Origin of the sequence: Nocardia sp. NBC_01503, from assembly GCF_036327755.1 — a bacterium.
Taxonomy (GTDB): domain Bacteria; phylum Actinomycetota; class Actinomycetes; order Mycobacteriales; family Mycobacteriaceae; genus Nocardia.
The window spans coordinates 701,875-725,370 of record NZ_CP109596.1; the positions used below are offsets into that span (position 1 = coordinate 701,875).

Consider the following 23,496-nt stretch of genomic DNA (forward strand, 5'->3'; position numbering starts at 1 on the left):
CAATTCCCATGCCCAGCAAAGACCGATTCTCGATATTCGGAGGCGACCACGTGCCCACCTCCGGGCGAGAATCCGACGAAGTCGCCCGCAGTTGGCCGCAGATGATGGCGCTGCTGTTGCAGGTGTTGCAGCAGCTCCAGAAGGCCACCGCCGACGGGTCTGTGAAACTGAGCCGCCAGCAGCGCGCCCAACTCGTCACCGAGGCCCGCGATGCCCAGAAAATCTATGACTACCAGGCCCAGACCACCCGGGCGTGGTATCAGGCCCGCACCCAGGACTACCAGCGCGAAGCCAAAGCCGCCGCCGCGCGCACCACGGCCGGAGCCAGCCCGCAGGAGCAAGCCCAATCCGCCGCGTACCTGAAGGGGTTGCGGGCCAGCATCGAGCACACCATCCACGACACCACCCTGACCCCCGAACAACGCGGACAGGTGGTGCAAACCCTTGATGCGGTCGATCATGACGCCTCGAAACCGGTGCCTGACAACATGTTCGAGCAGGTGGAAGGTGAAGGCGCCGCCCGTGCCCGGTATGCGGCGGCAGCGAGTGAATACCGGGTGGCCCAGCATCGCCAGCAGTTGACCACGGCCGAGACCACGCCGACCGGCGGCGCCGAGGCCAGCGAATTCCAGCGCGAGAGTGCTCGCCGGTTCGGTGAACTCGGTAACCGGATCGCGCGCCTGGAAGCCGCGATCGAGGAACTCGTGCCCCGGCACGACGCCACGGCCACCGCCAGCGCCAACGGGCATTCCCGGCCCCGCGCGACCGCACAGGCCGCCCACCAAGCCGCGAGCACGCAAGCGCATACCGAACAGGAACAAGCGCCCTCCGCGGCCCACGCCCAGGCCGATGCCGATGCCGCACAGCACGAGTCGCCGACATCGCACCCCGAGCCCGAACAGCCCGCACCTGAAACCGACAGCGCCGAGCAGCGTGCGGCGTGGATCGCGCAGATGGAGGCCGAGGCATGACCGGTTCGGTTGTGCCCCACAGGTTTTACACCAACAACATCAGAAAGGAAACCCACCGCCACGACCGCAACAATCAGCCGAATCAGCTGACACACCAACCCAATCCACGCTTTACCAACCGATCCGAATCTGTTTCGGACAACCAATTACCGACGGACACAACCCATATCGAATGGAGTAGTGAGAAACATGTCCGGTGAAACCACTCTGACCGTTATCGGCAATCTGACCGCTGACCCGGTGATTCGGAGCATTCCGAAGACCAATGATTCGGTGGTCAACTTCACCGTCGCGTCGACCCCTCGGGTGTTCGACCGGCAGGCCAACCAGTGGAAGGACGGGGCGCCGCTGTTCATGCGGTGCACGATGTTCCGTGAAGCCGCGGAGAACATCGCCGATTCCCTGTCCAAGGGCGCGCGCGTGGTCGTGGTCGGCAAACTCGCCCAGCGCGAGTACACCGACCGCGAGGGCGTCAAACGCCAGGTGATCGAGTTGGTCGCCGACGAAGTCGGAGTGTCTCTGAAATACGCCGTCGCCAAACCGGTTCGGCGCTCCACCCAAGGCGGTAGCCGCAATGGGCGAGCACAGGCCGAACCCGGTGGAAACGCGAACGGGTCGGCCGTGGCCAGTGATGACCCGTTCGCTTCGTTCCAGGGCGATCCGGAAGAGGTGGCGTGATCATGCGCAATCCATACACCGGTAACTGCGGCAACAACGAACCGCACCCCGATCTCGGCCGTTCGGTCGGGGTGGGGTTCAGCACCGAGTACGACGCCGAGCTCAACGTCATCGTGTTCGGTATTCACCCCGATGGAGATCGCGGACCGGATCTGATCATGGGCCTTCCCCTGGAAGCGGCCATGGCGGTGCACGACCTGTTCGACGCCGCGATCCTCGACGCCCTGGATAACCAGAACAACAACCAGGAAGGACTCTGATCATGGCCTATCTGAGCACCACCGCGCGCACCGCATCCCACGGTGAGTACGGCAAGGGCGGCCACGGCAGCCTCGACACGCATTGGCACAACATGCCCCATGCCACCGTCGAGACCCTGCGCAAGTCCGATTGCCGCGGTGACATCGAAATCCGTTGGGGGGCTGGCTACTCCGAAGGAGTGCTGGCCGATCTGACGGTCGAGGAGGCTCGCGTCCTACGGGACAACCTGATCGCGGTCATCACCGCATTCGATGGCAGCGACAACGATGTCGCCGACCCGGAGATCGTCACTGACGACGATTCCGAGCCGATGCCGGAGGAGGTGGCGTGATGCGGAACCTTTTCGGACACCACGTCAGTGGCGCGGTCGATGACGGGGTACACATCGTGTCCCAGGTCGGTGGCTCGTTCGAGGTGTACTACGGCCAGTTCCTCGAACTCGTGGTCCTGGAACTGCGTGCTCATCAGCACGGTGCGGGCATGGCCTCGATGGCGATGACCGTCGATCAGGCGGTGTTGCTGCGGGATCTGATCGATGCCGCGATCACCGACGCGAAGGCGATGAAACCGCTTCGGGTACTGACCGATCCGAAGGAGGTGCTGTGATGGCGATGCGCAATGTACTGGTCGCGCGGGCCGAACGGTTCGGACGGTTGCTGATCACGATGGAGCCGGGCGCGAAGTTCCGGTTCACGTTCCTGTACTCGCTGGCGGGTGAGTATCGGTCGGTCTCGGCTGATCTGCCGCGTCAGGTGGCCGGGGACTTGTTGATCACGATCACCGAAGCACTCCAGGACGGGGTTCCCGTGCAGGACAGCACACCCGCTGTCGCGGACGAGAAGGCCCATGGGGTGTGGGTGGCCGAGCTGATCAAGGAACGCGATGAGTTGCGGGACCAGAACAAGGAACTGCTCGATCAGGTGCAGTGCCTGCAATGGGACCTCAGCGCGCTCGTGGCCCAGCATGATCTGTGCCCGCAGCCGGCACCGGTGCGGAGACGGTGATGGACCCGAACGCGGCCCTGACCCGAATCCGGGATCTGATCGGCGAAGCCGATGCCCTGAATCCGCATGTGTGTTTCGACCACAACGAAGTGGCTCGCATCCTGTACGCCCTCACCGAAGTTGTTGAGGGACTGGATGACTGGATCACCGACGGCGGTTTCCTGCCCGAGGACTGGAGGCCCACGGCCGCCACCACCCGGGACACCGTGATCGGGCGGGCGATATGAGCGAGGGACTCACCTGCTGCGACATGAGAATGTCGAAAATCCCTGCCCGGCAGGAGGATCGGGTGCTCGGTATCGAGTTCCTGCTCTACTGCTGCTGTTGCGGTTCCTACGAACCGTGGGATGTCGATGATGACAAACCCACGGGAACGGGTGAACACGGCGGCCAGCCGCGGGAGGACCGGTCATGAGCAAGCGATCGGAATACCAGTGGTGCGGGTGCCGCGACTGCTTCGACGTCGCGGTCGGAACAGTGAACACGCTGACCTTGTGCGGGCTCTGCGAAGAGGCAGGGTGCGAGATCGGGGAAGGCGATTGCCAGCGCGAGGAAACCCTCTACTTGAGTTCGGGTGACTGCGATGGCGAGGAGTAAGAAGCCGATGAGCCGCCGCACGGAACTCAGGTTCGGGCGGGAGATCCAGGAACAGTACGACCGGGGTGCGAGCTGGGCCAGAATCGCCGACGACTACGACATGTCGCCGTCGAAGGTGAAGAGGCTAGCCAAGACCTACCGGGACGACTGCGATCGGAGAGCCCACCAGAACCAGATGACCTTGTTCGGCTGATCATCACCCACAACTGAATACCGAAAGAAAGCGGAGTCCGTGCCTGTTAGTAGCAGGCACGGGCTCCGCCCCTTGTTCTACCAGCCTGGCAGCACGACGGATTGCGCTGGGCGGGCAACGGTCTCGGAGTAGCGCTCCGTACGCGGGTGGGCAAGATCAGTCCAGCCCGAACCCCCGCGTGAGTGGGCCAGCGAACGCACGATGACCGGCGCGAGTGGTGCTGATAGGCGATGATCAGTCTGACGAGTCGTGACACGCGTGGCAGGGGTTGCGAGGCCGCGGCGGGTGGATCTGCGCGTTCTAGTGGGAGGATTTTGATTATGACTTCGCAGGCGTCGGTTCCTTCGGGCTTCACCGAGTCGTTGGGGACAAAGATGGACCGGCTCGCTGATGCATTGAGTAACAACCGTGCGTCCATACGAGCAGACGGCGTGTACGTGGATGTTTATGCGAATGGCACTGTCCGGGCGGTGGTGATCGACAGCGAGGTCATATCCGATGTCAGTGGGGTCGGGCAACTGATCGCGGACTTGATCAACCGTGCGCGCGAGCAAGCCCAACAGCAAATGGCGGACCTTGTTCGTGAGGTGAGCGACGACCCCCGGATTGCCAGCGTTGTCGAGCAAATCGGTGACGCGCCCCAACGACCGCTGCCTACCTCTTTACGACCGACTGAGAGTTGGGATGACGGCGATGATCCATGGCGGCCGCGCTCGCCGATCGCTGCGGACTGACCCGATCCCAGACTCCCTATGATCTTGGTTTCGCGTAGAGTTTCGCACCGATAGCCGATCGACACTGACCCATAGGGGGGATCAGCGGTGAGCAGCGACGATATTTATGTCGACCCCGAACGTACCCGTGGCCTGATCACATCCATCAACGCCAGCGCCGACGCCTTGACGACTGTCCACCCGGATGACCAGGTGCTGACAATCGCCGGTGCGGCGCCGGGCACCGGTATCGAGGCGGCGTGCGTGAGTGGCGCCCAAAGTGCCACAACCGCGATAGGAACGACCACAGAGAAGGTTCGCGTGATCGCGGTCAGTACCGACGTGGGGCTTACCGAGATCGAAACCCAGGACCGCACCAGCGCCGTCAAGATCACCCAGGCCGGGCCCCGGTGAGCGATACCCCGGTTCCGACCGTATCTCAGGTGATCGGCTGGAAGCTGGATGCGCTCGATACGCAGGCCATGCACTGGATGGCGCAGTCGGACAAACTCAAGACTGAACTCGATGCGGTACAGAACAATTCGAGTAACTCACTGGACTACATAGTCGGCAAGTTCGGCAATGGAGTCCGCAGCAAAGCGTCGAGCGTACGCGATGAGGGCTACAAGGTTGCGGGGGTCCTGCACGCAGCCTCTGGGGCAATCCTCATGCGGCTCGAACAGATGCGGCTCGCCCAGGCGTCCGTCTCCCAATCCAAGGGACTGATCACTGGCGAGGGCTACCTGGTCGGTGAAGACGGAGGGGTCACGCTCTCCCTATCTCAGATTGCGAACGCGCTATCGGATCGCGACAACGCAGCGATCAAGTTGGGGGCGTTGCAACGTCAAGCCGACGAATATGCCAGGTCATTACGGTGGTGGCTGGCCGAGGCCGGACTGAACGGACAAATCGTCGTCGACGGACTCACCACCGCGTTCGCCGACCTACCCGGGGGCGGGAACGGGACCACGCCTGTGCAGATCAGCGGTGCGTCGGGGCAGGACCTCGGTACCAAGGTGAAGAATTCCGATCAGATTCCCGCGGATGTGCTGGCGCAAATCGACCAGATACTCGACAGAACCGGTCTCTCAGCGGACGATTTGGCCCGACTACACGCTGGGGAAACGGTCGATGTTCCCGCCTCTACGCTCGAGTTCACCCAGAAGTTTCTCGACGCCGCAGGCCCCGATGGATTCGCCAAAGTCAGCGAGCAGTTGCGCGCGCAAGGTCCGGATGGGGAAACCCATGCCCGCGAACTGGCGAACTCGGTCATGCTGCTATCGAACGAGAACGTCAAAGGCATCAAAGCCGACGGCAAACAAACCACCGGTGGCTACGAGCAGCTACCGCAGTCCTACCGCGACATCATCTCCAGCCGAGTCCTGGAAAACCCCAACGATCAGCGCGCTGGGAATCCCAGCTTCCTACCGGACGCGAACACCAACAAATACCCCGACCCAGACGGAATCGGCCAATTCCGTGCGGGCACAAAGTATTACGACAACCTCACGCGCATGACTACTGCTCTGGATGCCGCGGACAGCAGCTATACACCCGGCACCAAACTCTCCACCGAGTTGTACCGCCAAGGCGGAACCCTCGCCACGATGCTCAACGCCAACCATGACGGCAAACTGAATCTGCCCGCCGACGGTGCCCTGCTCGAGAAGTCCCTGACCAACATCGTCGACATCGGTTCACGCAACACCGACGCCACTGCGATCATTCTCACCGGTGAAGGCACCCCGGACCAGCTCGGCGCGAACTATCACCGCGACTCCACTGTCGTCGCGCTGATCAACCACGACTGGCCCGGCGGTGTGGAGAACTCACCGATCCACCAGATGTTCGACTGGATTCCCCAGGACGCCAAAGTTCAACTCAGCCCCGCTGATCCGGGCTATCAGCATCAACTCGACCAGTCCACCCTCGCCGGCAAATCCGCCCGCGCGCTGGCAGACGTGCTGTCCACGACGAAGTCTCCTGACGGGATCAACAACTTCAAATCCTTGTTCGATCACAAGGACAATGGCATGCGCTACGTCGCTGGCGCGCTGTCCCCGTACGTATCCAACATGGTGGGTGTAAACGAAAACCTCACCGGCACACATGGATTCGGAACCCTCAACCCGGTGGAAGCCACACGCGTGTTCACACTCCTGGACGGAGATAAACACGCCGCCGCGATCATCAACGGCGCAGCGATCGCCCAATCCTATGAATTCGACCGCGCGTTCGCTCGCGGCGACGGCGGCAACGAACTCGCCCTATATTCCGGGCGCCTGCACGGTCTGATCGAAGGTGGGATCGCCGCCGACTCGGGCCTGCACAACTTGGACGCGGAAAGCGCTGGCACACACCGCAAAGAACTACTCGGCGCCAGCTTCCTCAGCGCCAAGGAAATCTTCAACGCCGGAGCCAAGGAAGCCTTCAAGTTCGTCCCCGGAGAACGGTTCGTCATGCCGGTGGTGAACTCGCTGGAGGCGTACCTCAAGGATCCAACGGTCAACGCCGTCTACGACAAGCCCACACTGACGTACCCGACCGTGGACACCACACTCAACCCTTACGCTCACAAGGACACTCCGGGGTTTCAGCAAATACCAGAACGCGCCGATGCAGCCCAGCGATACGTCATGCTCCAGGCGCGGGTGGACTCCGGACAGCTCGACCCCAGCACACTGCCCCATGAACTGCTCACCGACCAGGGGGCACTACGAACATTCGATGACGTCGACGACGTCGACGCCGCCAAAATCCCCGCCATACTCGAAGGCAACGGCATGGATCCACACCGTCTCGGGCAATACGAGGATGACTCGGCAGCGGGAAGTAAAACCGTGCGCGCCGCCGTGTTCGGCGGGGAACTGGTAGAGCCAGGCAATAAACTCTTCGGTTCAGTCCTGCAAGCTGGAGGGGTACCCGACCAAGTCAACAGATGGGGCAAAGCTAAATGATCACCGCCAGCCACACACGTCGCCGGGCGATGACAATCCTCACCGCCGCAGCGACCCTCATCGCGCTGGTCAGTGGCTGCACTCGAAACACCGACACCGCCACACCTCCAGCCCCGCAATGGGATCCGTGTACAGCCTTCCCCGAACCGGCCATGCAGAGCATCGGAATGACCGACAAATCCGAGGAAGGAACCACCGGCATGCGGTGCAGCTGGTCAGGACCGACTGGTTACCGCATGGACGTCTGGTATCACACCAACGGCGCGGACTGGAAACTCGGCGCCGAGGACATCACAGACGCCACAATCGGCGCCTACCAAGGCCACACCTATCACCTCACGACCCAAAGCCACCCCTACTTCTGCGCTCTCCAACTCCAGACACGCGCTGCGAATATCGTTTTCGAGGTGACGAACTCACTGCACAAAGACGAAGACCCGTGCGCGGTGGCTACACGAGCAGCAACCGCGTTGGAAGGCTATCTACCTCCCGTCAACTGAGCATGGAACTAATCTGCCAACTCTCCCACTCGCGGCAATTCAGCCAACGTGCCGCCCAGGTGAGGTGTCCGCTACCTCCGCTGACCGCAGTGACCAAACCGGCCAGCGAGAACCCCAATGCCGTGGCCGTCGGCGACGGTCGGTACGCGGCGGCAGGTTCAGAACCTCTATCTACCCGCCCCGTAAGACAATGCGCTACTCGCAGTCTTTGTGGCATAACCGAGTTGGTGTGACGATCTGTGCCAGGTTCGTGAGCGTGGTTGTCGCACAGTCGGTTCTGAGTAGGCTCCGGTTCAGCGTGATTACCGCATGAGTTCGGTTCCGCTCCCGATGAATCGATCCGGCGGTGTCTGGTCGGATCGAGAGGTGAGCCCATGACCATCACACGCACAATCACCGCACTGGCGGTGCTACCGGTCCTTGCCGCCGCCGGGCACGGTACCGCGGTTGCCGCGCCGGGACAACCCGGTTTGGCGGTGCCCGGGGAAGGACAACCGGGGCTAAGTACGACGCCCGCACCGAGCATGGCGGACTATCTCCCCGACCCGCCCGCGCCACCCGCGCGGCCACGACCTCAGCAGCAGACCAGCCCGCAGTCCAATCTCCTTGCGCCACAACCGCAGCCACCGACGGCCGAACCCGACGTGCAGCAACCCGACACCGTGCCCGAGGTTGTCCCGGTCGACCCGCATACGGTGCGCGCCGGGAACACTACGGTGGCGGTGCCGGACTGGGTCGATAGGAAGACCCGGGACAAAGCGCAGGCGTATCTGGACTATGTCGAATGGCAGATCGCCGCCGGGTATGACAGCGCGGGTTTTCCGCGGGATGAATCCGATCGCCGCGCCGCCTCGACCATGACCGGCGCACTCGTCAGCGGTACCGCGGGAGCGGAGATCGTGTCCGTGCCAGCATCATTGGCCGGGTGCGGAGTCGGCGCTGTGGTCGGCGGGATCGCGGGTGCAGCGATCGCGGGCGTGCCGACCGCAGGCACCGGAGCGGGTCCGGGCGCCGCGCTCGGAGGCATCGCGGGGTGCATGGTCGGGTCGGTGGTGGCCGCAGTACCGGGTATCGCGCTCGGGGCCACCGCTGGCGCGGTGCTCGGCGGCGCGGCCGCGGGCGCGCTCGGCGGCGGTGTCGATGTACCCAAACCCGTAGATATACCACCACTGATCGAGATCGCCGCCCCTGCCGCAGCGCCGCAGCCCCAGGCGGTCACCGTGGGGCAACAGATCACCGAGACCATCGACGCTGTTGCCGCGACCAACCCTGAAGTCGATACCGTCGTGACTTCGTTGCGGTCTGCCATCGCCGCGCTGCCGCCGCTCATTCCGGCGTAGCCGCGATCAGCGCGAGGTTCCACGCCGTAGTGGATGCCAGCGATGGTGGGGTGGGGCGCGTGGAGAGTGCGGGCAGGCCCGGCCTGCCCGTCACCAGCTGCCCGCTGGCGCCGCCCGAGAGGCTCACGCCGAGTACGAATTTCCCGTTCCGAAACCCTGCGGTGAGCGCCGGGCCGGACGGGGAAATTCGTGCTTGGCGTGAGGGGCGGCGCCGACACAATCACGCGCCCCACCCCCTCCCGGACGCGACGGGCCGTCGAAATCTGGACCGGATACCGGGATCGGCCAGCGGCCAGCAATCGGAAATCGGGGGTAAAACCCGTGCAGAACACAGGTAGAACGCAGCGCATGAGCGGCGAAAGGCGGGCAGAACTCGTCGCATCGTGGAAAAACGCGGGTAGAACGCGGGAGATCACTACCCGAGTTTTACCCGTGTTCTACACCCCGCCCCGCCTCCTGACCTGCGGTTACAGGGTGGGCTCTCACAGATCACCAAATACCCCCATCAGTGTGTATTTGGTGATCTGTGAGAGCCATAGTTAATTTTCAGAAGGAGGCGGGGCGGGGGAAAGAAGAAGAGAGAGAAGAATATTCAGACAGAGGAGTAAGTAGGTTGAGTTGGGTAATGAGCGTTGCAGTTGGGTGCGTGGGAGCGTCCGGTGACGGTGGGTGCGTACGTGGCGGTTGAGTGCAGGGTGTCGTCCGGAACGCTCGCGCAGTGGTGACGTCCGGAGGGACCGGTTGCGCGGGGGTGGCTGTGCCCGGTGCGGATAGTCGCGGGCGATAGTCCGGCGGATGGTCCGGAGTGGTTGTCGTGCTGGGTGATTCCCTGGGTGCGCGCCGCATTGTACGGGCGCCGCCCCTCCCGCCCGAGGACGAATTTCCCCGTCCGGTCCACAGATTCAGTGACGGCGGGGTGCCGGGAAATTCCTCCTCGGCCCGGAGCCTCTGCGACGCCCCCGGCAGGCGGTGAGGGCAGGCGCAGGGCCTGCCCCGACAGAGCGCGGCGCGCGCCCAGGGAATCCACGCTCGGTCGGGACTCCACCCGTTGACACGTACGTGTCAACAGCCTTCGGAAGGACCCGGATGTCATGACCGACTCCGATACCATCACTGGCTTGCTCATTTCCGCGCTCGAAAACACATGGCTGGCAATCCGATCGCACCACCCGGACGTACCCGAAGTAGTGCTCACCTTAGGTGCGGGATCGACCGGCAGTAGCGAGATCACGCTGGGGCATTTTGCGCAAAACCGCTGGATACGAGGCGAGTACGAGCTACATGAGCTGTTCGTGGGCGGGGAAGGGCTTCAGCACGGCGCGGTCGACGTGCTCGGCACCCTGCTTCACGAGGCCGCCCACGGTGTTGCGGCAACGCGGGGCATCAAGGACACCAGCCGACAGGGCCGCTGGCACAACGAGCGCTACCGCATCCTCGGCAAAGAACTCGGACTCGCCCTGGAGCATCACGACAAGTTCGGATGGTCGGTGACCATGGTGCCGGACCAAACCCGCGAGCAATACCGCGACGAACTGGACGAACTGGCCTTCGCGCTGGTGGCGTACCGCCGACGGGAACCGAACCGACGCGGCGGACGTATATCCAACAACAACGGGCTCTCCGCCGTATGCGAATGCGGCCGCAAGCTGCGGGTATCGCTCAGAGTCTTCGAAGCCGGTCCGATCTACTGCGGCACCTGCGGCGCGGCGTTCAAGGCAGACAACAGAACTGGTAGTAGACACTCAGTTCATGTTGAGTTCAACCGGGTCAGTGGTGAATGGTGATCGGATGCTGACGCCACACGCCCACGAGGATGATGCTGTGGATCCGGGCGATCAACTCACGCTGTTCGCAGCGGCTTCTGTTCGCTTGTCAGATGCTGCACGTATGCTGCCCCCTGTGCGGACCATCGACATATTTGCAGGTGCTGGCGGCCTCTCGCTGGGATTGATCGAAGCAGGCTTCGACGTACGCAATGCTATCGAGTGGGATCGAGATTCCGCTGCTACCTACCGTCAGTCCCATCCAAAAACCAAGATGCAAGAGTGCGATATCGCACAGGTTGACTTCGGTCAGTACAAAGGTGAGATCGACGTAGTAGCAGGCGGCCCACCGTGCCAGCCATGGTCGGACGGCGGTCACCGCCTAGGTGAAGACGATCCCCGGGACGGTCTTCCTCACTACCTGCGAGCTGTGAAAGACATAGCGCCTCGCGCCTTCATCATGGAGAACGTTAGCGGGCTAGTACGCGGCAGCCGCCTTGCCCACATGGAAACCTATTTTGAGGCCTTCCGCAGCCTGGGCTACACCGTCTCATGGGAAGTTCTTGCCGCATCCGATTACGGCGTTCCCCAAAGCCGACGTCGTCTCTTCGTCGTCGGAATCCAAGGCAAGAGGTTCAAAGCACCTACACCGACCCACAAGGTTGGCACGGTAAAAGCGGGTGACATTTTGTCAGCGGAGCGCGTCATTGGTGATCCGAATACTTCCAAGGTGACCTACGCCAAGAAGCCACATATCAGGCCCAGCCCCCATGACGGACTCTTGTTCAACGGTGGCGGCCGTCCGATTGACCTCGACGACCTCGCTCCAACTATGTTGGCAAGCATGGGTGGCAACAAGACACCATGGATTGATACCGCTGGAATTTTGCCTTCCTACCACGCCCACCTTCTGTCAGGGGGAACACCCAAGACCGGTACGGTGCCAGGGGCTCGACGTATCACTGTGCAAGAAGCTGCATTACTACAGACTTTCCCTTCTACGATGGAGTTCCAAGGCCGAAGGTCGAGTCAGTACCGACAGGTGGGAAACGCGGTACCTCCACGCCTTGCTGCGGCTGTCGGCAAAGCATTACTTAAGTGCCTAAGCGAATGATTCCTTCATTCAGCCACCATCCCCGATTTCACGAGCAAACTCACATAGTCTCCCACCAGTACATGATTCGGTTGCTGATGAACTAGGAGATAATGCAAGCGCCGAAGCGCCTCAAGACGGTGTTGCCTCACCAGTCGCGCAACCATTGACCGAATCTCGTGACGAACGTCGAGGATACTGAGATCAGCGTCAAGTCCCAGGCCACATTCCGCGAGGGCTGTCGCAAGATCCGGCGCCGAAAGGTTTCCTGCCTTCGCTACGATGTGAATCCTCTGCAAATCTGCTTTGACTCGCGCGGCCTCTGCCTGAGCAAGCTTGGTCTCCCACGAGTTGGCTGTCACCTCGTACCCATCGATGAGTTGGCCCTGCAACCACACCTGCACATCTGCAGCTGACTTAGCAGACGCGTCAGAAGCATTGATATTCTTGGTATCGACACGGAAGTGCCCTCCAAGCTGTTCCATCAATGCATGCAGAAGCGCCGCGAAAATCATCTGTTCATGAGCACCACGAGTTGGCGTGTCAAGCATTGATTCAAAGAGCGCCCACATCTTGGGAAACGTTAGCGCCGATATGACCAGATCGGGCATTGGTGGAATCACTCGGGCAGTTGCCGCAACATCCTCAGCAACATATTCGAAAGCAGCCGCGACTTCTTCAGCGGACGCAGTTGTCGACAACCATGTGATGAGGTTTCGCCAGGCGGCGCGATCAAGCCCATCTAGTCGCTTCTGACCTTTACCTAACGTCTGGAACGCGTCTCGCTTGCACGGGATACCCAGCTCATCGCAGACTTTGGTCAACTTCTGCGTTACCGGCCGCCGGCCGTCTGGTGCGAGCCGAACGTCCAACCTCTCGTCGGAGGAGACGGAGAAGGCAATGATCGCGAGTGTCGCATCCCGGTAGGAATCATGTTTCGACAAGAGGTCATCTAGCCATAACCGGGCAGCGGCGGGTGGGTCCGTTCGATTGGCAGGCGGCAACGTCACCAAGGCACGCAGTCTCGCTTCGACAAGATCGGCCGCCTTCTCTGACAGCTTGTCCTTCTCCGACGGTTTGTCGCCATTGTTGTTGGACATACGTACCTCCGACTATCACCCGATTCAATCCGCTCGCACCAGCCACAAGCGGCTTGCAAGCGGAGACTCACCTGAGCCTCCACGACAACAGACGTTACTTCAACGCGAAACCTCCACTGTCGCAAGCAGTGTCACCGACCGTCGACAGGCAGGGCTGCTGCTCGATCGGGCAAGTGGTCATCGGCCCGATCGACCGCTCGAGTCATGCGGTTCTCCTATTCGATCGAGGCCAATCGGCTAATGCGGGCTTGCTACCACCGCCGACAGCACAGGCAGCTCCAACCAGTTTGCCGCAGACCGGTACCACCAGCCTCAAAGACGATCAGCCGATGTGACACCGATCGCCAAGATGTTGGGCAACCACCCGTCTTCGAACATAGGTTCGAGTAACGTAGGGGCACGTACTGCAACAATGAAGGACTGGTTGCGATGATCATCAAGCATCTGTCGGTAGTAGCTGGTAAACATAGGGAGAGCCGAAAGGAGGGTGACATGACCACTGCGACCGGTACCACGGGTGAAGTGATCGCAATGGATGGACAAGGTAGCGCCGATCTTTTCGATCAAATCGCCAAGGTACACATGGGCATATCGGGGAGTGAGTTCATCGTAAGGTGGGACCGCGGCGACTTCGAGGGTGTGAACTGGGATGACGTTGCAGGTCTCACCGAGGTCGCGATGGCCCTACCGTTTGCCCGGCGGCAGTAGGATTCGGTAGGGGGTATCCGTGCCTGGTCGCACGCCTCAAGAGGCGGTTCAGAACTACATCGATCCCCTTAAGCGGGCCGTTGGCTGCCTGGATGGGTACTCGCAGATCTTTGTAGCTGACCGGGTGGGGAAGGTCGGCAGCCAAGGCGCGTGGATGCTGAACGGTCCCGAAGGCATGGAATTGAAAGGATTCGGCACTCTTTTTGCCGAACAGAGATTCGAGCTAGTCGAGACAGACCCGGAACGGTTCGATATTTCAGTCGGAAGGTTCCGAATCTCAACACGGATGTATAACTACAAATTGGTTCGTGAGGCGGAAGGTATAGAGATCCGCTGGCACTGGCACCCCGTGGGCAACAGCCATGAGTTTCGCCCTCATATTCATCCCTCGTTCAACCTAAAAGCTCATATGCCATCGCCTAGATACAGCCTTGAGGAAATCGTCGAAAGTTGCATCAGCCTCGGCGCCCGGCCGTCATGTGAAGATTGGCAATCACGATTGCTCGAAACTGATGGGATCCACAAGCTATACCGGACCTGGTCGAACGACCCTACAGAGCAGCAACCGCACAGGGTCTGATCCTCGCTCTGAATAGCCACCCGGGGCGTCACTCAAGCCTTCCGATCAAGAAGAGGTCCTGTGCCTGCGTGATCGAAACGAAGCCGATTGGCCGCAAAGATAGTTCAAGATCGGAAGCCCGGTCGCGGCTCACCTAGGGATTCTCCCATTCCGCTCCCCCACGAACTGCTCCTCTGCTGGTCAGGACAATGCTTCGAGCGCAGGAACTTCTAATCCCTAGGTCGCAGGTTCGATTCCTGCCGGGGGCGCCTCCACCCTGACCCTGCGACACAGTCGCCAGGTTCAGTGGTACCCACACCAGGGCGGGACCAAACACCGGGATGGCCGATGACAGCTGAGCAGCCGCCACGGGTGTGGGCCGAGATCCCGTGCGGATACGAGGGTTGCGGGCGAACCGCGGCCGTCATCGAATTGATCCCGCGCGGAGCCGCATACGCCGATGGGCGCACGGACATCCTGCACGAACTGAACATCCCCGGCCTGTCCGAACTGGGCACCTTCAGACTCAGCGGTTTTCTCCCCTTCACAGGGTTCTCCACCCATGTCGCCCGGTACGAGGCGGTCGTCGCCGCGGTGCGCGGCGCGGGCGACCGTGTCGACGCGGTGCTCCACGCACTCGCCAAGGAGTACGCCCCGTACTTCTGTGCGACCTGCGACCGTTCCTACTGCGAAGCCCACTGGAACCTGCACGCGGTCTTCGACTACGGCTTCGACTACTACACCGGAGCCTGCCTCTTCGGCCACAAGAAATTCATCGACCACTGACGGTCGGTCCTGGGCGTTGGGACCCGGGTCAGGTGCGGAGAAAGGTTACCGAGGGGGTGCCGTCGGGAGTCATGGTTACCCGACTGTGGACCTTGTAGACCTCGAAGATCAAGGGTTCGGTCAGCACTTGGGCAGGGGTGCCGGTGGCTACTACTCGGCCTTGATCAAGAACCAGGAGGGTGTCGCAGAACATTGCCGCGAGGTTCAGGTCGTGGAGGGCGAGGATTGCTGTCAGAGGTAGGGATTGGACGAGGGTGAGGATTTCCAGTTGGTGGGCTATGTCCAGGTGATTGGTCGGCTCGTCGAGGAGGAGTTCTCGGGGTTGTTGGGCCAGGGCGCTGGCTATGAGGGCGCGTTGGCGTTCGCCGCCGGAGAGGGTGTGCCAGGGGTCGGATGCCTTGTGGGACAGGCCGGTTGCGGTGAGGGCCTGGGTTATGGCGGAGGTGTCGGCGGTGGGGTCGGTGCCGAAGAGGGTGCGGTGGGGGATGCGGCCCAGGTGGACTACATCCTGGACGGTCAGGTCCAGGTCGGTGTCCGCGTGTTGGCCCACCAGGGCTATGCGGCGGGCTACCCGCCTGCGGCGGATTTCTTGGATACTGTTGTCGTCCAGGAGGATCCGGCCGGAGTCAGGGCGGTCGAGACCGGCCATGAGGCGGAGCAGGGAGGATTTTCCGGAGCCGTTGGGGCCTAGTAGGCCGACCGTGGATCCCGGTGTGGGGGTGAGGGTTACGCCGTCGAGGACCAGACGGCCGGAGCGGGTCCAGGAGATGTCCAGGGCGCGCAGTGTCATGCGAGTCGCCTGCGGCGGGCCAGCAGAAGGGCGAACGCGGGGACGCCGAGCAGGGCGGTTACCACTCCTACCGGGACTTCCCTGGCCCCGAATGCGCTGCGGGCGATGGTGTCTGCCCAGACCATGAAGACCGCGCCCATCAGGACCGTGACGGGCAGGAGGCGGGCGTGGGCGGGGCCGACGAGGAAGCGGGCGGCGTGCGGCAGGACCAGACCGACGAAACCGATTGCACCGGCGGCGCTTACCAACGCCGCGGTGACCAGTGCGGTGATCAGGAGCAGAACTGTGCGGGTGCGGGTTACCGCGACGCCCAGTCCCGCCGCCGCGTCGGGGCCGAAGGCGAAAGCATCCAAAGTTGGTGCGTACCAGAGGCAGATGACGCAGCCGATGGCGAAGACGATGCCGCAGGTGGTGACATCGCTCCAGGTGGCACCGGCCAGGGAGCCCAAGAGCCAGAACAGGACACCGCGGGTTTGTTCGGCGTTGGCGGACCACAGGACGATCAAAGAGGTGAGGGCGGAGAACAATTGGGTGCAGGCCACGCCCGCGAGGATTACCCGGTCGGGGGTGCCGCCCGCGCCGTAGGCGAGGGCGAGCATGAGGGCGAAGGACAGGACCGCGCCCGCGAACGCGCCACCGGAGAGGGTCAGGGCTCCGGCTCCTACACCGAGCACCGCGACCGAGACCGCGCCGGCGGAGGCTCCGGACGAGACACCCAGCACGAAGGGGTCGGCGAGCGGATTGCGTAGCAGCGATTGCAGAATCGCTCCGCAGAGTGCGAGCCCGGCTCCGCAGCCGGCCGCCAGCACCGCGCGCGGCAGTCGCAGTTGCCAGACGATGCCGTCGGCCAGCCGCCCGGCCGAGGAGCTTCCCAGGCCGAGGTGGCTGCCGATCACGCTGTAGACCTCGCGCAGGGAAATATCGGCGGGGCCGATGGATACCGTGACGGCGATCGAAATGACCAGCAGGACAGCGCAGCCCACACAGATCGGCAGGACCGCGCGGCGAGAGACGGTCAACGGGCCGCGGTGAGGCCGGTCGACAGCTTCTCGATGGCGTCGATCTCGCGGATGCCGGGATCCAATTCCGAACCGGTCATGACCACATAGCGCCTGCCCTGCACCGCGCGCATCTGCTTGGTCGCCGGATTCGACTCCAGGAACTGGATTTTCGTGGTGAGCGCGTCACCGTCGATGCGCTGGCGGCTCAGGTCGGCGAGCACCAGCACCTCCGGATCGGCGGCGACGACGGCCTCCCAGCTGATCTCCGGCCAGTCCTCCCGCTGTCCGGCGAAGACATTGCAGGCGCCTACTTCACGCGCGTACATCCCCGGGGCGGAACAACATCCGGCCATATAGGGCGTCTTGATGCCGGAGAACCAGAAGGCGACGGTCGGCTCGGGAGTGCGTTGTGCGCCCGTCTTCGCCGCCTCCAGACGCCCCCGCAATTCGGCGACCAGCTGTGCGCCGCGCTCCCGCACATCGAAGATGCGGGCCAGTTCGGTGATCTCCTGGAACAGCGTGTCGATACCGAGCGGCGCTGTGCGAGTGACGGTTTCACCCTCGACCGTGGCCCCGGCGCACACCGAAGGCGACTGATACGTCGCAATGCCGAGCTGCGCGAACCGCGATCGCTCCGCGACGACGGCGGAGGTGAAGGTGTGCGCGCTCGCCGAGGTCACGAGGTCGGGTTCGGTGGCCAGCACCGCCTCGAGCGACGGATCATTGTCGGCCAGCCGGGGCACCTTCGCATTGTCCGCCGCCAGCTTCGGCAGCACGGGATCGAACCAGGTCGAGGTGCCCTTCATCCGATCGGCCAGCCCCAGCGACAACAGGATCTCGGTGGATGCCTGATAGAGCGAGACCGCCCTGCTGGGCGCCTTGTCGAAGGTGACCTTGACGCCGCAGTTGTCGAGGGTGAACGGATAGCCGGTATGGCCGGAGCTATCCGCTGTGCCACCGTCGGCGACCTCCGTCATCGAGGCGGACTTGCCGCAGGCGGTGACACCGGCGACGAGGCAGCAAACCAGTCCGAACGCGGACAGCAGCCGTATCGAGAGCTTCGTCGTCATGCCCAGAACCGTACCAATCGGAAGGAAAGCGACGTCGCAGCAAGTCGACGCCGCTATCGCGCTCCGATTACCGGGCGCTCAGGTACGCCTTCCAGCCACCGTGTTCGGTGATATCCGCCGCGGTGGCGGTGGCGTCATGGGTCGCGGTGAAGCCCACGACCGTGCGCCCGTCCCCGAGTTCGATGGCGGTCAATGCCATGGGCGCGGGGAGGGCGGCCAGGAAGCGGCCGAGCCCCGCCTCGGAGAGTCGGAACAGTTCGCCGACGATGGGCGCACCATGTCCGGGCGCGGTGCGCACCAGGCCCGGTTTGGGAGGCGTGGTATCCATGGCGGTCAGGCGGTAGGCATCGGTGGTGCGGATGGATCCCGCGAAACGCGCCCCGAGCTCCTCCAACTGCCAGTGCAGTGGCTGATCACGCAGATGGGCCCCGAATACCGCCAGCTCGACGCCGGTCTCGACGAGAAGTGGTGTAGCGGAGGCATGCTGCAGCCGGGCCGCGAGATCGATGGCCACCTGGTCACCGAAGGCGGGCACCACGAGCATGACGCCGAAGGGTTCGCCGGTGGCGGTCGCCGCGCCGGGAATCGCCACGGCCGCGAGATCGAGCAGGTTGCAGAAGTTGGTGTAGGTGCCCAACCGCCGGTTGATCCCGATCGGATCATCTTGGACCGCAGCGAGAGTCGGGTGCTCGGTGGTGGTCGGCAGCAGCAGCGCGTCGAAGGATTCTAGCAGGCGCAGTGCGGCCGATCGAGTACGCGCCAGGGCGGAGAGATCATCCGCGAAGGCATGCCCGCTGGGCATCTCCGCGGCCGAGATGATCGCTGTCACAGTGGGATCGGCGCCGGCGGGCCGGCTGTCGAGGAACGTCCCCACGGCCGCATACCGCTCGGCGACGATCGCACCGTCGTAGAGCAGCAGCGCGGCCTCGAGCAGTGGAGCGATATCGACGATGTCGATCTTGAACCCCGCCTCCAGCGCCGCGGCGACGGTCTTGTCGAACGCCTCCCGGTAGGCCGGGCTGAGCGGAGTCAGGTTGGCGGGCACGGGAATCGCCAAGCGGGGCGATTGCGCGGCGGCGAACCGCACATCGGCAGGCCAGGTGCGACTGCGTGGATCGCGCGGTTCGGGTCCGGCCATGATCGCCGCCGCCCGGGTCGCGAGGTCGAGGGTCGCCGCGAATACGGTCACGGCGTCATAGTCGGCGCATGCGGGCACCACACCGTGGACGGGAATGATTCCCAGGCTCGCCTTGATACCGACGAGGCCGTTGAACGCGGCGGGCACCCGCCCGGAACCCGCTGTGTCCGTGCCGATTCCGATATCGGCGATACCCAGGGCCACGGCGACCGCAGATCCGGAGCTGGAACCACCCGAGATGAGCTCGGGATGGAGCGCATTGCGGACCGCGCCGTAGGGGCTGCGGGTGCCGACCAGTCCGGTGGCGAACTGATCGAGGTTGGTCTTACCGAGGACGATGGCCCCGGCCTCGACCAGCCGCGCTATCGAGGACGCGGTTTCACTTGGCGTGTAGGCGAATTCGGGGCAGGCCGCGGTGGTCGGCAACCCCGCGACATCGACATTGTCCTTGACCGCCACGAGCACTCCGGCCAGCGGCAACTCCGCCCCACCGGATATCCGCTCTTCGAGCGCGCTCGCCTCGGCCAGCACCTCGGCCTGATCGCGCAGGGTGATCCACACCTCGGGCCGATCGGCCTCGGCGATCCGCGCGTAGGCGGCCGCGACGCGCGCGGTGGGTGCGGGGCTCGCGCTGCTATCGGTCTGGTGGGTGTTCATTCAGTCGACTCCGATCACGGCGAGAGGGGTTCCGGGTTCCACGGTGGCACCGGGTGCGGTGAGCACCTTCAGTACGGTGCCGGTGGCCGGACTGGGCACGGGCAGTTCCAGTTTCATGGCTTCGAGGACGGCGACGGGATCTCCTTGCGTGAGTTTGGTGCCGGGGGTGATATCGATACGCCACACATTGCCGACCATGGGCGCGGTGACCACGGTGGCGTTCGCGGGCAGGCCCGCGAGCACGTCGCCGCGGGTCTCGACCGGTGCCGGTGCGGCGACCGCGCGATCGAATTCGCCCGCCGCCCGCCAGGCGCGCTTCTCGGCGTCGAAGGCGACCCGCTGGCGAGTCTCGAAAGCGGTGATGGCATCGGCATTGTCGTGCAGCATCCGCTGATGGTCGGCCAGGGCGAAGGTTCCATCGCTGACCTCGCCATCGAATCGACCGGCGCGGGCGGCGGCGCGATGCTCCAGCAGCTGCCCGGGCGTAACCGGTTCCCAGACAATGCGATCGAAGAAGCGGAACAGCCACGGCGTCCCGTCCTCGAATGGCGCGTGCTGCCGATAACTGGACCAGATGGGCACGGTGCGGCCGATCAGCTGATAGCCGCCGGGCGATTCCATGCCGTACACGCACAGGTACTTGCCGCCGATGCCGACCGCGTCCGAGGGGGTCCAGGTGCGCGCGGGGTTGTACTTGGTGGTGACCAGGCGGTGCCGGGGATCGAGCGGAACCGCCAGTGGCGCACCGAGATACACGTCACCGAGTCCGAGTACCAGGTATTCGGCGTCGAATACCGTCCGGCGCACCTCGTCGACGCTGTCGAGTCCGTTTATCCGCCTGATGAATTCGGTGTTCGATGGCAGCCAGGGTGCGGTATCACGAATTCCACTGCGGTAGCGGTCGATCGCCTCGGCAATGGAGGGATCGTCGAAGGAGAGCGGCAGCCGGATGGTGCGGCTCGGTACCACCAGGTCGCCGGTGGCGGGCAGTTGCTGCTCGAGCTCGCCGAGCAGGCCGAGCAGCCGGAACTGCGGCAGCACATCGGGATCGAAGTGAATGTGCAGGGACCGCACCCCGGGTGTGACGTCGATGATTCCGGCGGGTGCGGCGGCCGCGAGGGCTCGCGCGAGGGCGTGGACTCGCATGCGCAGTCCGAGATCGAGCACCATCTCGCCGTACTCGACGAGAATATTGTCGTCACCGCCGCGCAGGTAGGCCACCGAAGGACGATCCGGACCGGCCGGGGCCGTCCCCAGAATTCCCCGATCACGAAGGGCCGCACCGGTATCGGTGAGAATGCCGGTGGCGCGCGTGGCATTCGAGCCGCGCAGCGCGGTGGCGGTGTCATCGTCGACGGGCAGGAACCGGAGCGAATCACCCGGGCGCAGCTGACCGAGCTTCCACCGATGCGCGGAGACCACGGTCAGCGGGCAGGCGAAACCACCCAGGCTGGGACCGTCCGGGCCGAGCAGGATCGGCGTGTCACCCGAGACATTCAGTGCGCCCACGCTGTACGGATTGTCATGCAGGTTCGAGGGGTGCAGCCCCGCGTCACCGCCGTCGCCGCGCGACCATTCGGGTTTCGGGCCTTCGAGGCGGATGCCGGTGCGGTTGGCATGACCACCGACCCGCCAGGACCGCTCGTAGAACCGCGTCATATCGGCATCGGTGAAGTACGCGGGCGCGGTTTGCGGTCCCGCACCGACGGCCAGCTGCCAATCGTGGGTGAACGCGGGGCGCTGCTCGACCGGTACGGCCTCGGGAGTGCCCGCGGTATCCGGTTGTGCGGCAGCGATTCCGAGTACGTCGCCGTCGGCGACGGCCCTGCCGGTGATGCCGCCGAATCCGCCGAGGGTGAAGGTCGAGGCGCTGCCGTGGTACAGCGGTGCGTCCAGACCCCCGCGAATCGCCAGGTAGGTGCGCAGGCCCGCATCCGAGGGTGCGCCGATATCGAGTACCGCCCCCGGTTCGAGGGTGAGCGGCTCCCACATCGGTACGGGTTCGCCGTCCACCGTGACCAGGGTCGGTGCACCGGTGACGCAGATGACGGCGGACCCGGAGAAGCGGATACGCGGTCCCTGCAGGGTGCATTCCAGGCCGGGTGCGCCGACGGGGTTGCCAACCGCGGTATTGGCCAGGGTGAAAGACAGGTCGTCCATCGGTCCGGAGGGCGGAATTCCCACCTCCCACAGCCCGATTCGGCCCGGATGGTCCTGCACGGTGGTCATCGTTCCACCCCGCAGCACATCCAAGCGGCGGCTGGACCAGCTCAGTTCGGCGAGTGTGCCGGTAATGTGAGCGGCTTCCCGCACCACCGGAGCTACTGCGGCGGAACGCAATTGGGGCAGGTTGGTCTGCACGCCGTAGACGCGGGTCTCCCCCAGCGCCGCCGTCAGCTTCTCGAATGCCTCGTCCCGGGTCGCGCCGTGGGTGATGACCTTGGCCAGCAGCGGATCGTAGAACGCGCTGACCTCGGTGCCGGTACCGATCCAGGTATCGACCCGAACATCATCGGGAAACCTTGTCTCGGTGACCAATCCGGCGCTGGGCCGGTGCTCGTGACCGGGGTCCTCGGCGTAGACGCGCGCCTCCACCGCCCAGCCGCTGAGCGCGGGCCCCGCATCGGGCAGGGTGTCGAGCATGGTGGTGTCACCGCTCGCCAGGCGCAGCATCCAGCCCACGAGATCCACTCCGGTGATGGCCTCGGTGACCGGATGTTCCACTTGCAGACGGGTATTCATCTCCAGGAACGAGGCTTCGCCGCGGTCGGTGTCGTAGACGAATTCGACGGTGCCCGCCGAGCGGTAGTCGACCGAGCGCGCCAGGTCACGGGAGGTCGCGAGCAGTTGTTCGGTGATCTCGCCGGAAAGCCCGGGAGCGGGGGCCTCTTCGATCACCTTCTGGTTGCGACGCTGGAGTGAGCAGTCCCGGGTGCCGAGGCTGACGACCCGGCCGAGCCCGTCACCGAAGACCTGCACCTCGACATGCCGGGCCTGGGCGACGAAGCGCTCCAGGAAGACACCGGCGGAGGAGAAGTTGGCCACGGCCAGCCGCTGTACGCGTTCATACGCGGTGCGGAGTTCATCGGCATCGAAGCACGCCTGCATACCGATGCCACCGCCGCCGCCAACGGCTTTCACCATGACCGGATAGCCGATCAGCTCGGCTTCGGCGACCGCGTGGTCGACCGATTCCAGGATGCCGCTGCCCGGCACCAGCGGCACGCCCACGGCGCGGGCGGCCTCCCGAGCGGTGTGCTTGTCACCGAATACGCGCAGCTGTTCCGGGGTCGGACCGACGAATATCAGTCCGGCGGCCGCCACCGCCTCCGCGAAATCCGCGTTCTCGGAGAGGAATCCGTAGCCGGGATGAATGGCTCCCGCCCCGGAGGCCAGCGCGGCCTCGATCACCAGGTCCGCGCGCAGATAGGACTGCGCCGCCGGGCCCGGCCCGAGTCGGATCGCGGCATCGGCCCTGCGCACGTGCGCCGCACCGAGATCCGCATCGGAGTACACCGCAACGGATTTCAGGCCGAGAGCCTGTGCGCTGCGCATGACCCGGCAGGCGATCTCACCGCGATTGGCGATCAGTACGGTGTCGAAACTCGAACTCACCG

The 23,496-nt window shown here is 64.0% G+C and carries 25 protein-coding genes; 19 read left to right on the forward strand and 6 right to left on the reverse strand.

The genetic code is table 11. The features are described from left to right. The first annotated feature begins 8 nt into the window (after positions 1 to 8). The 16 genes from OHB26_RS03180 to OHB26_RS03255 all read left to right on the forward strand — a co-directional run bounded on the left by OHB26_RS03180 (position 9) and on the right by OHB26_RS03255 (position 12,091). The gene (locus tag OHB26_RS03180; protein ID WP_330182733.1) at positions 9 to 971 is read left to right on the forward strand and encodes a hypothetical protein; all 963 of its coding nucleotides are present in this window, start codon (positions 9 to 11) and stop codon (positions 969 to 971) included. A gap of 189 nt (positions 972 to 1,160) precedes the next feature. Further along, on the forward strand, positions 1,161 to 1,649 hold the full coding sequence (gene ssb / locus OHB26_RS03185) for a single-stranded DNA-binding protein (RefSeq protein ID WP_330182734.1): 489 nt from the start codon (positions 1,161 to 1,163) through the stop codon (positions 1,647 to 1,649). A 2-nt stretch (positions 1,650 to 1,651) separates the two neighbouring features. Continuing rightward, positions 1,652 to 1,909: a hypothetical protein gene (locus OHB26_RS03190; RefSeq protein WP_330182735.1), complete on the forward strand. Its 258-nt coding sequence runs from the start codon at positions 1,652 to 1,654 to the stop codon at positions 1,907 to 1,909. A gap of 2 nt (positions 1,910 to 1,911) precedes the next feature. After that, positions 1,912 to 2,241 carry a hypothetical protein gene (locus tag OHB26_RS03195; protein ID WP_330182736.1) on the forward strand — a complete coding sequence of 110 codons (330 nt, stop codon included), beginning with the start codon at positions 1,912 to 1,914 and terminating at the stop codon, positions 2,239 to 2,241. Beyond that, the gene (locus OHB26_RS03200) at positions 2,241 to 2,516 is read left to right on the forward strand and encodes a hypothetical protein (protein WP_330182737.1); all 276 of its coding nucleotides are present in this window, start codon (positions 2,241 to 2,243) and stop codon (positions 2,514 to 2,516) included. Before OHB26_RS03195 ends, OHB26_RS03200 begins: the two co-directional genes overlap by 1 nt. Then, a complete protein-coding gene (locus OHB26_RS03205) occupies positions 2,516 to 2,914 on the forward strand; it encodes a hypothetical protein (protein ID WP_330182738.1) in 399 nt (132 codons plus the stop codon). Before OHB26_RS03200 ends, OHB26_RS03205 begins: the two co-directional genes overlap by 1 nt. Continuing rightward, complete coding sequence (locus tag OHB26_RS03210; protein WP_330182739.1) at positions 2,914 to 3,141, forward strand: hypothetical protein; 228 nt, start codon at positions 2,914 to 2,916, stop codon at positions 3,139 to 3,141. Before OHB26_RS03205 ends, OHB26_RS03210 begins: the two co-directional genes overlap by 1 nt. Positions 3,142 to 3,325: 184 nt before the next feature. Continuing rightward, positions 3,326 to 3,511, forward strand: coding sequence for a hypothetical protein (locus OHB26_RS03215; protein WP_330182740.1), 186 nt, complete (start codon positions 3,326 to 3,328; stop codon positions 3,509 to 3,511). After that, positions 3,498 to 3,704, forward strand: a complete 207-nt coding sequence (locus OHB26_RS03220; protein WP_330182741.1) for a hypothetical protein — start codon at positions 3,498 to 3,500, stop codon at positions 3,702 to 3,704. Before OHB26_RS03215 ends, OHB26_RS03220 begins: the two co-directional genes overlap by 14 nt. Positions 3,705 to 4,024: 320 nt before the next feature. After that, positions 4,025 to 4,438, forward strand: coding sequence for a YbaB/EbfC family nucleoid-associated protein (locus tag OHB26_RS03225; protein ID WP_330182742.1), 414 nt, complete (start codon positions 4,025 to 4,027; stop codon positions 4,436 to 4,438). Between the two features lie 87 nt (positions 4,439 to 4,525). Next, a complete protein-coding gene (locus OHB26_RS03230; protein ID WP_330182743.1) occupies positions 4,526 to 4,831 on the forward strand; it encodes a hypothetical protein in 306 nt (101 codons plus the stop codon). Between the two features lie 29 nt (positions 4,832 to 4,860). Further along, positions 4,861 to 7,374, forward strand: a complete 2,514-nt coding sequence (locus OHB26_RS03235; RefSeq protein ID WP_330182744.1) for a TPR repeat region-containing protein — start codon at positions 4,861 to 4,863, stop codon at positions 7,372 to 7,374. Beyond that, positions 7,371 to 7,874, forward strand: coding sequence for a DUF3558 family protein (locus OHB26_RS03240; protein WP_330182745.1), 504 nt, complete (start codon positions 7,371 to 7,373; stop codon positions 7,872 to 7,874). Before OHB26_RS03235 ends, OHB26_RS03240 begins: the two co-directional genes overlap by 4 nt. Before the next feature lie 374 nt (positions 7,875 to 8,248). Beyond that, positions 8,249 to 9,214 carry a hypothetical protein gene (locus OHB26_RS03245; RefSeq protein ID WP_330182746.1) on the forward strand — a complete coding sequence of 322 codons (966 nt, stop codon included), beginning with the start codon at positions 8,249 to 8,251 and terminating at the stop codon, positions 9,212 to 9,214. Positions 9,215 to 10,305: 1,091 nt separating this feature from the next. Continuing rightward, entirely contained in the window at positions 10,306 to 10,998 is a 693-nt protein-coding gene (locus OHB26_RS03250) for a hypothetical protein (protein ID WP_330182747.1), read from the forward strand. Then, positions 10,964 to 12,091, forward strand: coding sequence for a DNA cytosine methyltransferase (locus OHB26_RS03255; RefSeq protein ID WP_330182748.1), 1,128 nt, complete (start codon positions 10,964 to 10,966; stop codon positions 12,089 to 12,091). Before OHB26_RS03250 ends, OHB26_RS03255 begins: the two co-directional genes overlap by 35 nt. 5 nt (positions 12,092 to 12,096) lie before the next feature. Here OHB26_RS03255 and OHB26_RS03260 read toward each other — a convergent pair whose 3' ends face one another. Continuing rightward, positions 12,097 to 13,170: a hypothetical protein gene (locus tag OHB26_RS03260; RefSeq protein ID WP_330182749.1), complete on the reverse strand. Its 1,074-nt coding sequence runs from the start codon at positions 13,168 to 13,170 to the stop codon at positions 12,097 to 12,099. 492 nt (positions 13,171 to 13,662) lie between these two features. Between OHB26_RS03260 and OHB26_RS03265 the strand changes: the two genes are divergently transcribed. From OHB26_RS03265 to OHB26_RS03275, 3 genes are all read left to right on the forward strand, one after another. After that, complete coding sequence (locus OHB26_RS03265) at positions 13,663 to 13,878, forward strand: hypothetical protein (protein WP_330182750.1); 216 nt, start codon at positions 13,663 to 13,665, stop codon at positions 13,876 to 13,878. Between the two features lie 19 nt (positions 13,879 to 13,897). Further along, the gene (locus OHB26_RS03270; RefSeq protein ID WP_330182751.1) at positions 13,898 to 14,458 is read left to right on the forward strand and encodes a hypothetical protein; all 561 of its coding nucleotides are present in this window, start codon (positions 13,898 to 13,900) and stop codon (positions 14,456 to 14,458) included. A 327-nt stretch (positions 14,459 to 14,785) separates the two neighbouring features. After that, complete coding sequence (locus OHB26_RS03275) at positions 14,786 to 15,223, forward strand: hypothetical protein (RefSeq protein WP_330182752.1); 438 nt, start codon at positions 14,786 to 14,788, stop codon at positions 15,221 to 15,223. Between the two features lie 28 nt (positions 15,224 to 15,251). On the opposite strand, the gene OHB26_RS03280 is transcribed toward OHB26_RS03275, so the two are convergent. The 5 genes from OHB26_RS03280 to uca all read right to left on the reverse strand — a co-directional run bounded on the left by OHB26_RS03280 (position 15,252) and on the right by uca (position 23,494). Beyond that, positions 15,252 to 16,013, reverse strand: a complete 762-nt coding sequence (locus tag OHB26_RS03280) for an ABC transporter ATP-binding protein (RefSeq protein WP_330182753.1) — start codon at positions 16,011 to 16,013, stop codon at positions 15,252 to 15,254. After that, positions 16,010 to 17,032 (reverse strand): FecCD family ABC transporter permease, encoded by a 1,023-nt coding sequence (locus tag OHB26_RS03285; protein ID WP_330182754.1) that lies wholly within the window; start codon positions 17,030 to 17,032, stop codon positions 16,010 to 16,012. Before OHB26_RS03285 ends, OHB26_RS03280 begins: the two co-directional genes overlap by 4 nt. After that, positions 17,029 to 18,084 (reverse strand): ABC transporter substrate-binding protein, encoded by a 1,056-nt coding sequence (locus OHB26_RS03290; RefSeq protein ID WP_330182755.1) that lies wholly within the window; start codon positions 18,082 to 18,084, stop codon positions 17,029 to 17,031. Before OHB26_RS03290 ends, OHB26_RS03285 begins: the two co-directional genes overlap by 4 nt. A gap of 67 nt (positions 18,085 to 18,151) precedes the next feature. Beyond that, complete coding sequence (atzF, locus tag OHB26_RS03295; RefSeq protein ID WP_330182756.1) at positions 18,152 to 19,879, reverse strand: allophanate hydrolase; 1,728 nt, start codon at positions 19,877 to 19,879, stop codon at positions 18,152 to 18,154. Further along, positions 19,880 to 23,494 carry an urea carboxylase gene (uca, locus tag OHB26_RS03300; RefSeq protein ID WP_330182757.1) on the reverse strand — a complete coding sequence of 1,205 codons (3,615 nt, stop codon included), beginning with the start codon at positions 23,492 to 23,494 and terminating at the stop codon, positions 19,880 to 19,882. Between the last annotated feature and the right edge of the window lie 2 nt (positions 23,495 to 23,496).

Excerpts from the sequence above, each read along its gene's own strand:
- OHB26_RS03180 (WP_330182733.1), top strand. The coding sequence starts at position 9 with ATGCCCAGCAAAGACCGATTCTCGATATTCGGAGGCGACCACGTGCCC.
- ssb (WP_330182734.1), top strand. The coding sequence starts at position 1,161 with ATGTCCGGTGAAACCACTCTGACCGTTATCGGCAATCTGACCGCTGAC.
- OHB26_RS03190 (WP_330182735.1), top strand. The coding sequence starts at position 1,652 with ATGCGCAATCCATACACCGGTAACTGCGGCAACAACGAACCGCACCCC.
- OHB26_RS03195 (WP_330182736.1), top strand. The coding sequence starts at position 1,912 with ATGGCCTATCTGAGCACCACCGCGCGCACCGCATCCCACGGTGAGTAC.
- OHB26_RS03200 (WP_330182737.1), top strand. The coding sequence starts at position 2,241 with ATGCGGAACCTTTTCGGACACCACGTCAGTGGCGCGGTCGATGACGGG.
- OHB26_RS03205 (WP_330182738.1), top strand. The coding sequence starts at position 2,516 with ATGGCGATGCGCAATGTACTGGTCGCGCGGGCCGAACGGTTCGGACGG.
- OHB26_RS03210 (WP_330182739.1), top strand. The coding sequence starts at position 2,914 with ATGGACCCGAACGCGGCCCTGACCCGAATCCGGGATCTGATCGGCGAA.
- OHB26_RS03215 (WP_330182740.1), top strand. The coding sequence starts at position 3,326 with ATGAGCAAGCGATCGGAATACCAGTGGTGCGGGTGCCGCGACTGCTTC.
- OHB26_RS03220 (WP_330182741.1), top strand. The coding sequence starts at position 3,498 with ATGGCGAGGAGTAAGAAGCCGATGAGCCGCCGCACGGAACTCAGGTTC.
- OHB26_RS03225 (WP_330182742.1), top strand. The coding sequence starts at position 4,025 with ATGACTTCGCAGGCGTCGGTTCCTTCGGGCTTCACCGAGTCGTTGGGG.
- OHB26_RS03240 (WP_330182745.1), top strand. The coding sequence starts at position 7,371 with ATGATCACCGCCAGCCACACACGTCGCCGGGCGATGACAATCCTCACC.
- OHB26_RS03245 (WP_330182746.1), top strand. The coding sequence starts at position 8,249 with ATGACCATCACACGCACAATCACCGCACTGGCGGTGCTACCGGTCCTT.
- OHB26_RS03250 (WP_330182747.1), top strand. The coding sequence starts at position 10,306 with ATGACCGACTCCGATACCATCACTGGCTTGCTCATTTCCGCGCTCGAA.
- OHB26_RS03255 (WP_330182748.1), top strand. The coding sequence starts at position 10,964 with ATGTTGAGTTCAACCGGGTCAGTGGTGAATGGTGATCGGATGCTGACG.
- OHB26_RS03260 (WP_330182749.1), bottom strand. The coding sequence starts at position 13,170 with ATGTCCAACAACAATGGCGACAAACCGTCGGAGAAGGACAAGCTGTCA.
- OHB26_RS03265 (WP_330182750.1), top strand. The coding sequence starts at position 13,663 with ATGACCACTGCGACCGGTACCACGGGTGAAGTGATCGCAATGGATGGA.
- OHB26_RS03275 (WP_330182752.1), top strand. The coding sequence starts at position 14,786 with ATGACAGCTGAGCAGCCGCCACGGGTGTGGGCCGAGATCCCGTGCGGA.
- OHB26_RS03280 (WP_330182753.1), bottom strand. The coding sequence starts at position 16,013 with ATGACACTGCGCGCCCTGGACATCTCCTGGACCCGCTCCGGCCGTCTG.
- OHB26_RS03290 (WP_330182755.1), bottom strand. The coding sequence starts at position 18,084 with ATGACGACGAAGCTCTCGATACGGCTGCTGTCCGCGTTCGGACTGGTT.
- atzF (WP_330182756.1), bottom strand. The coding sequence starts at position 19,879 with ATGAACACCCACCAGACCGATAGCAGCGCGAGCCCCGCACCCACCGCG.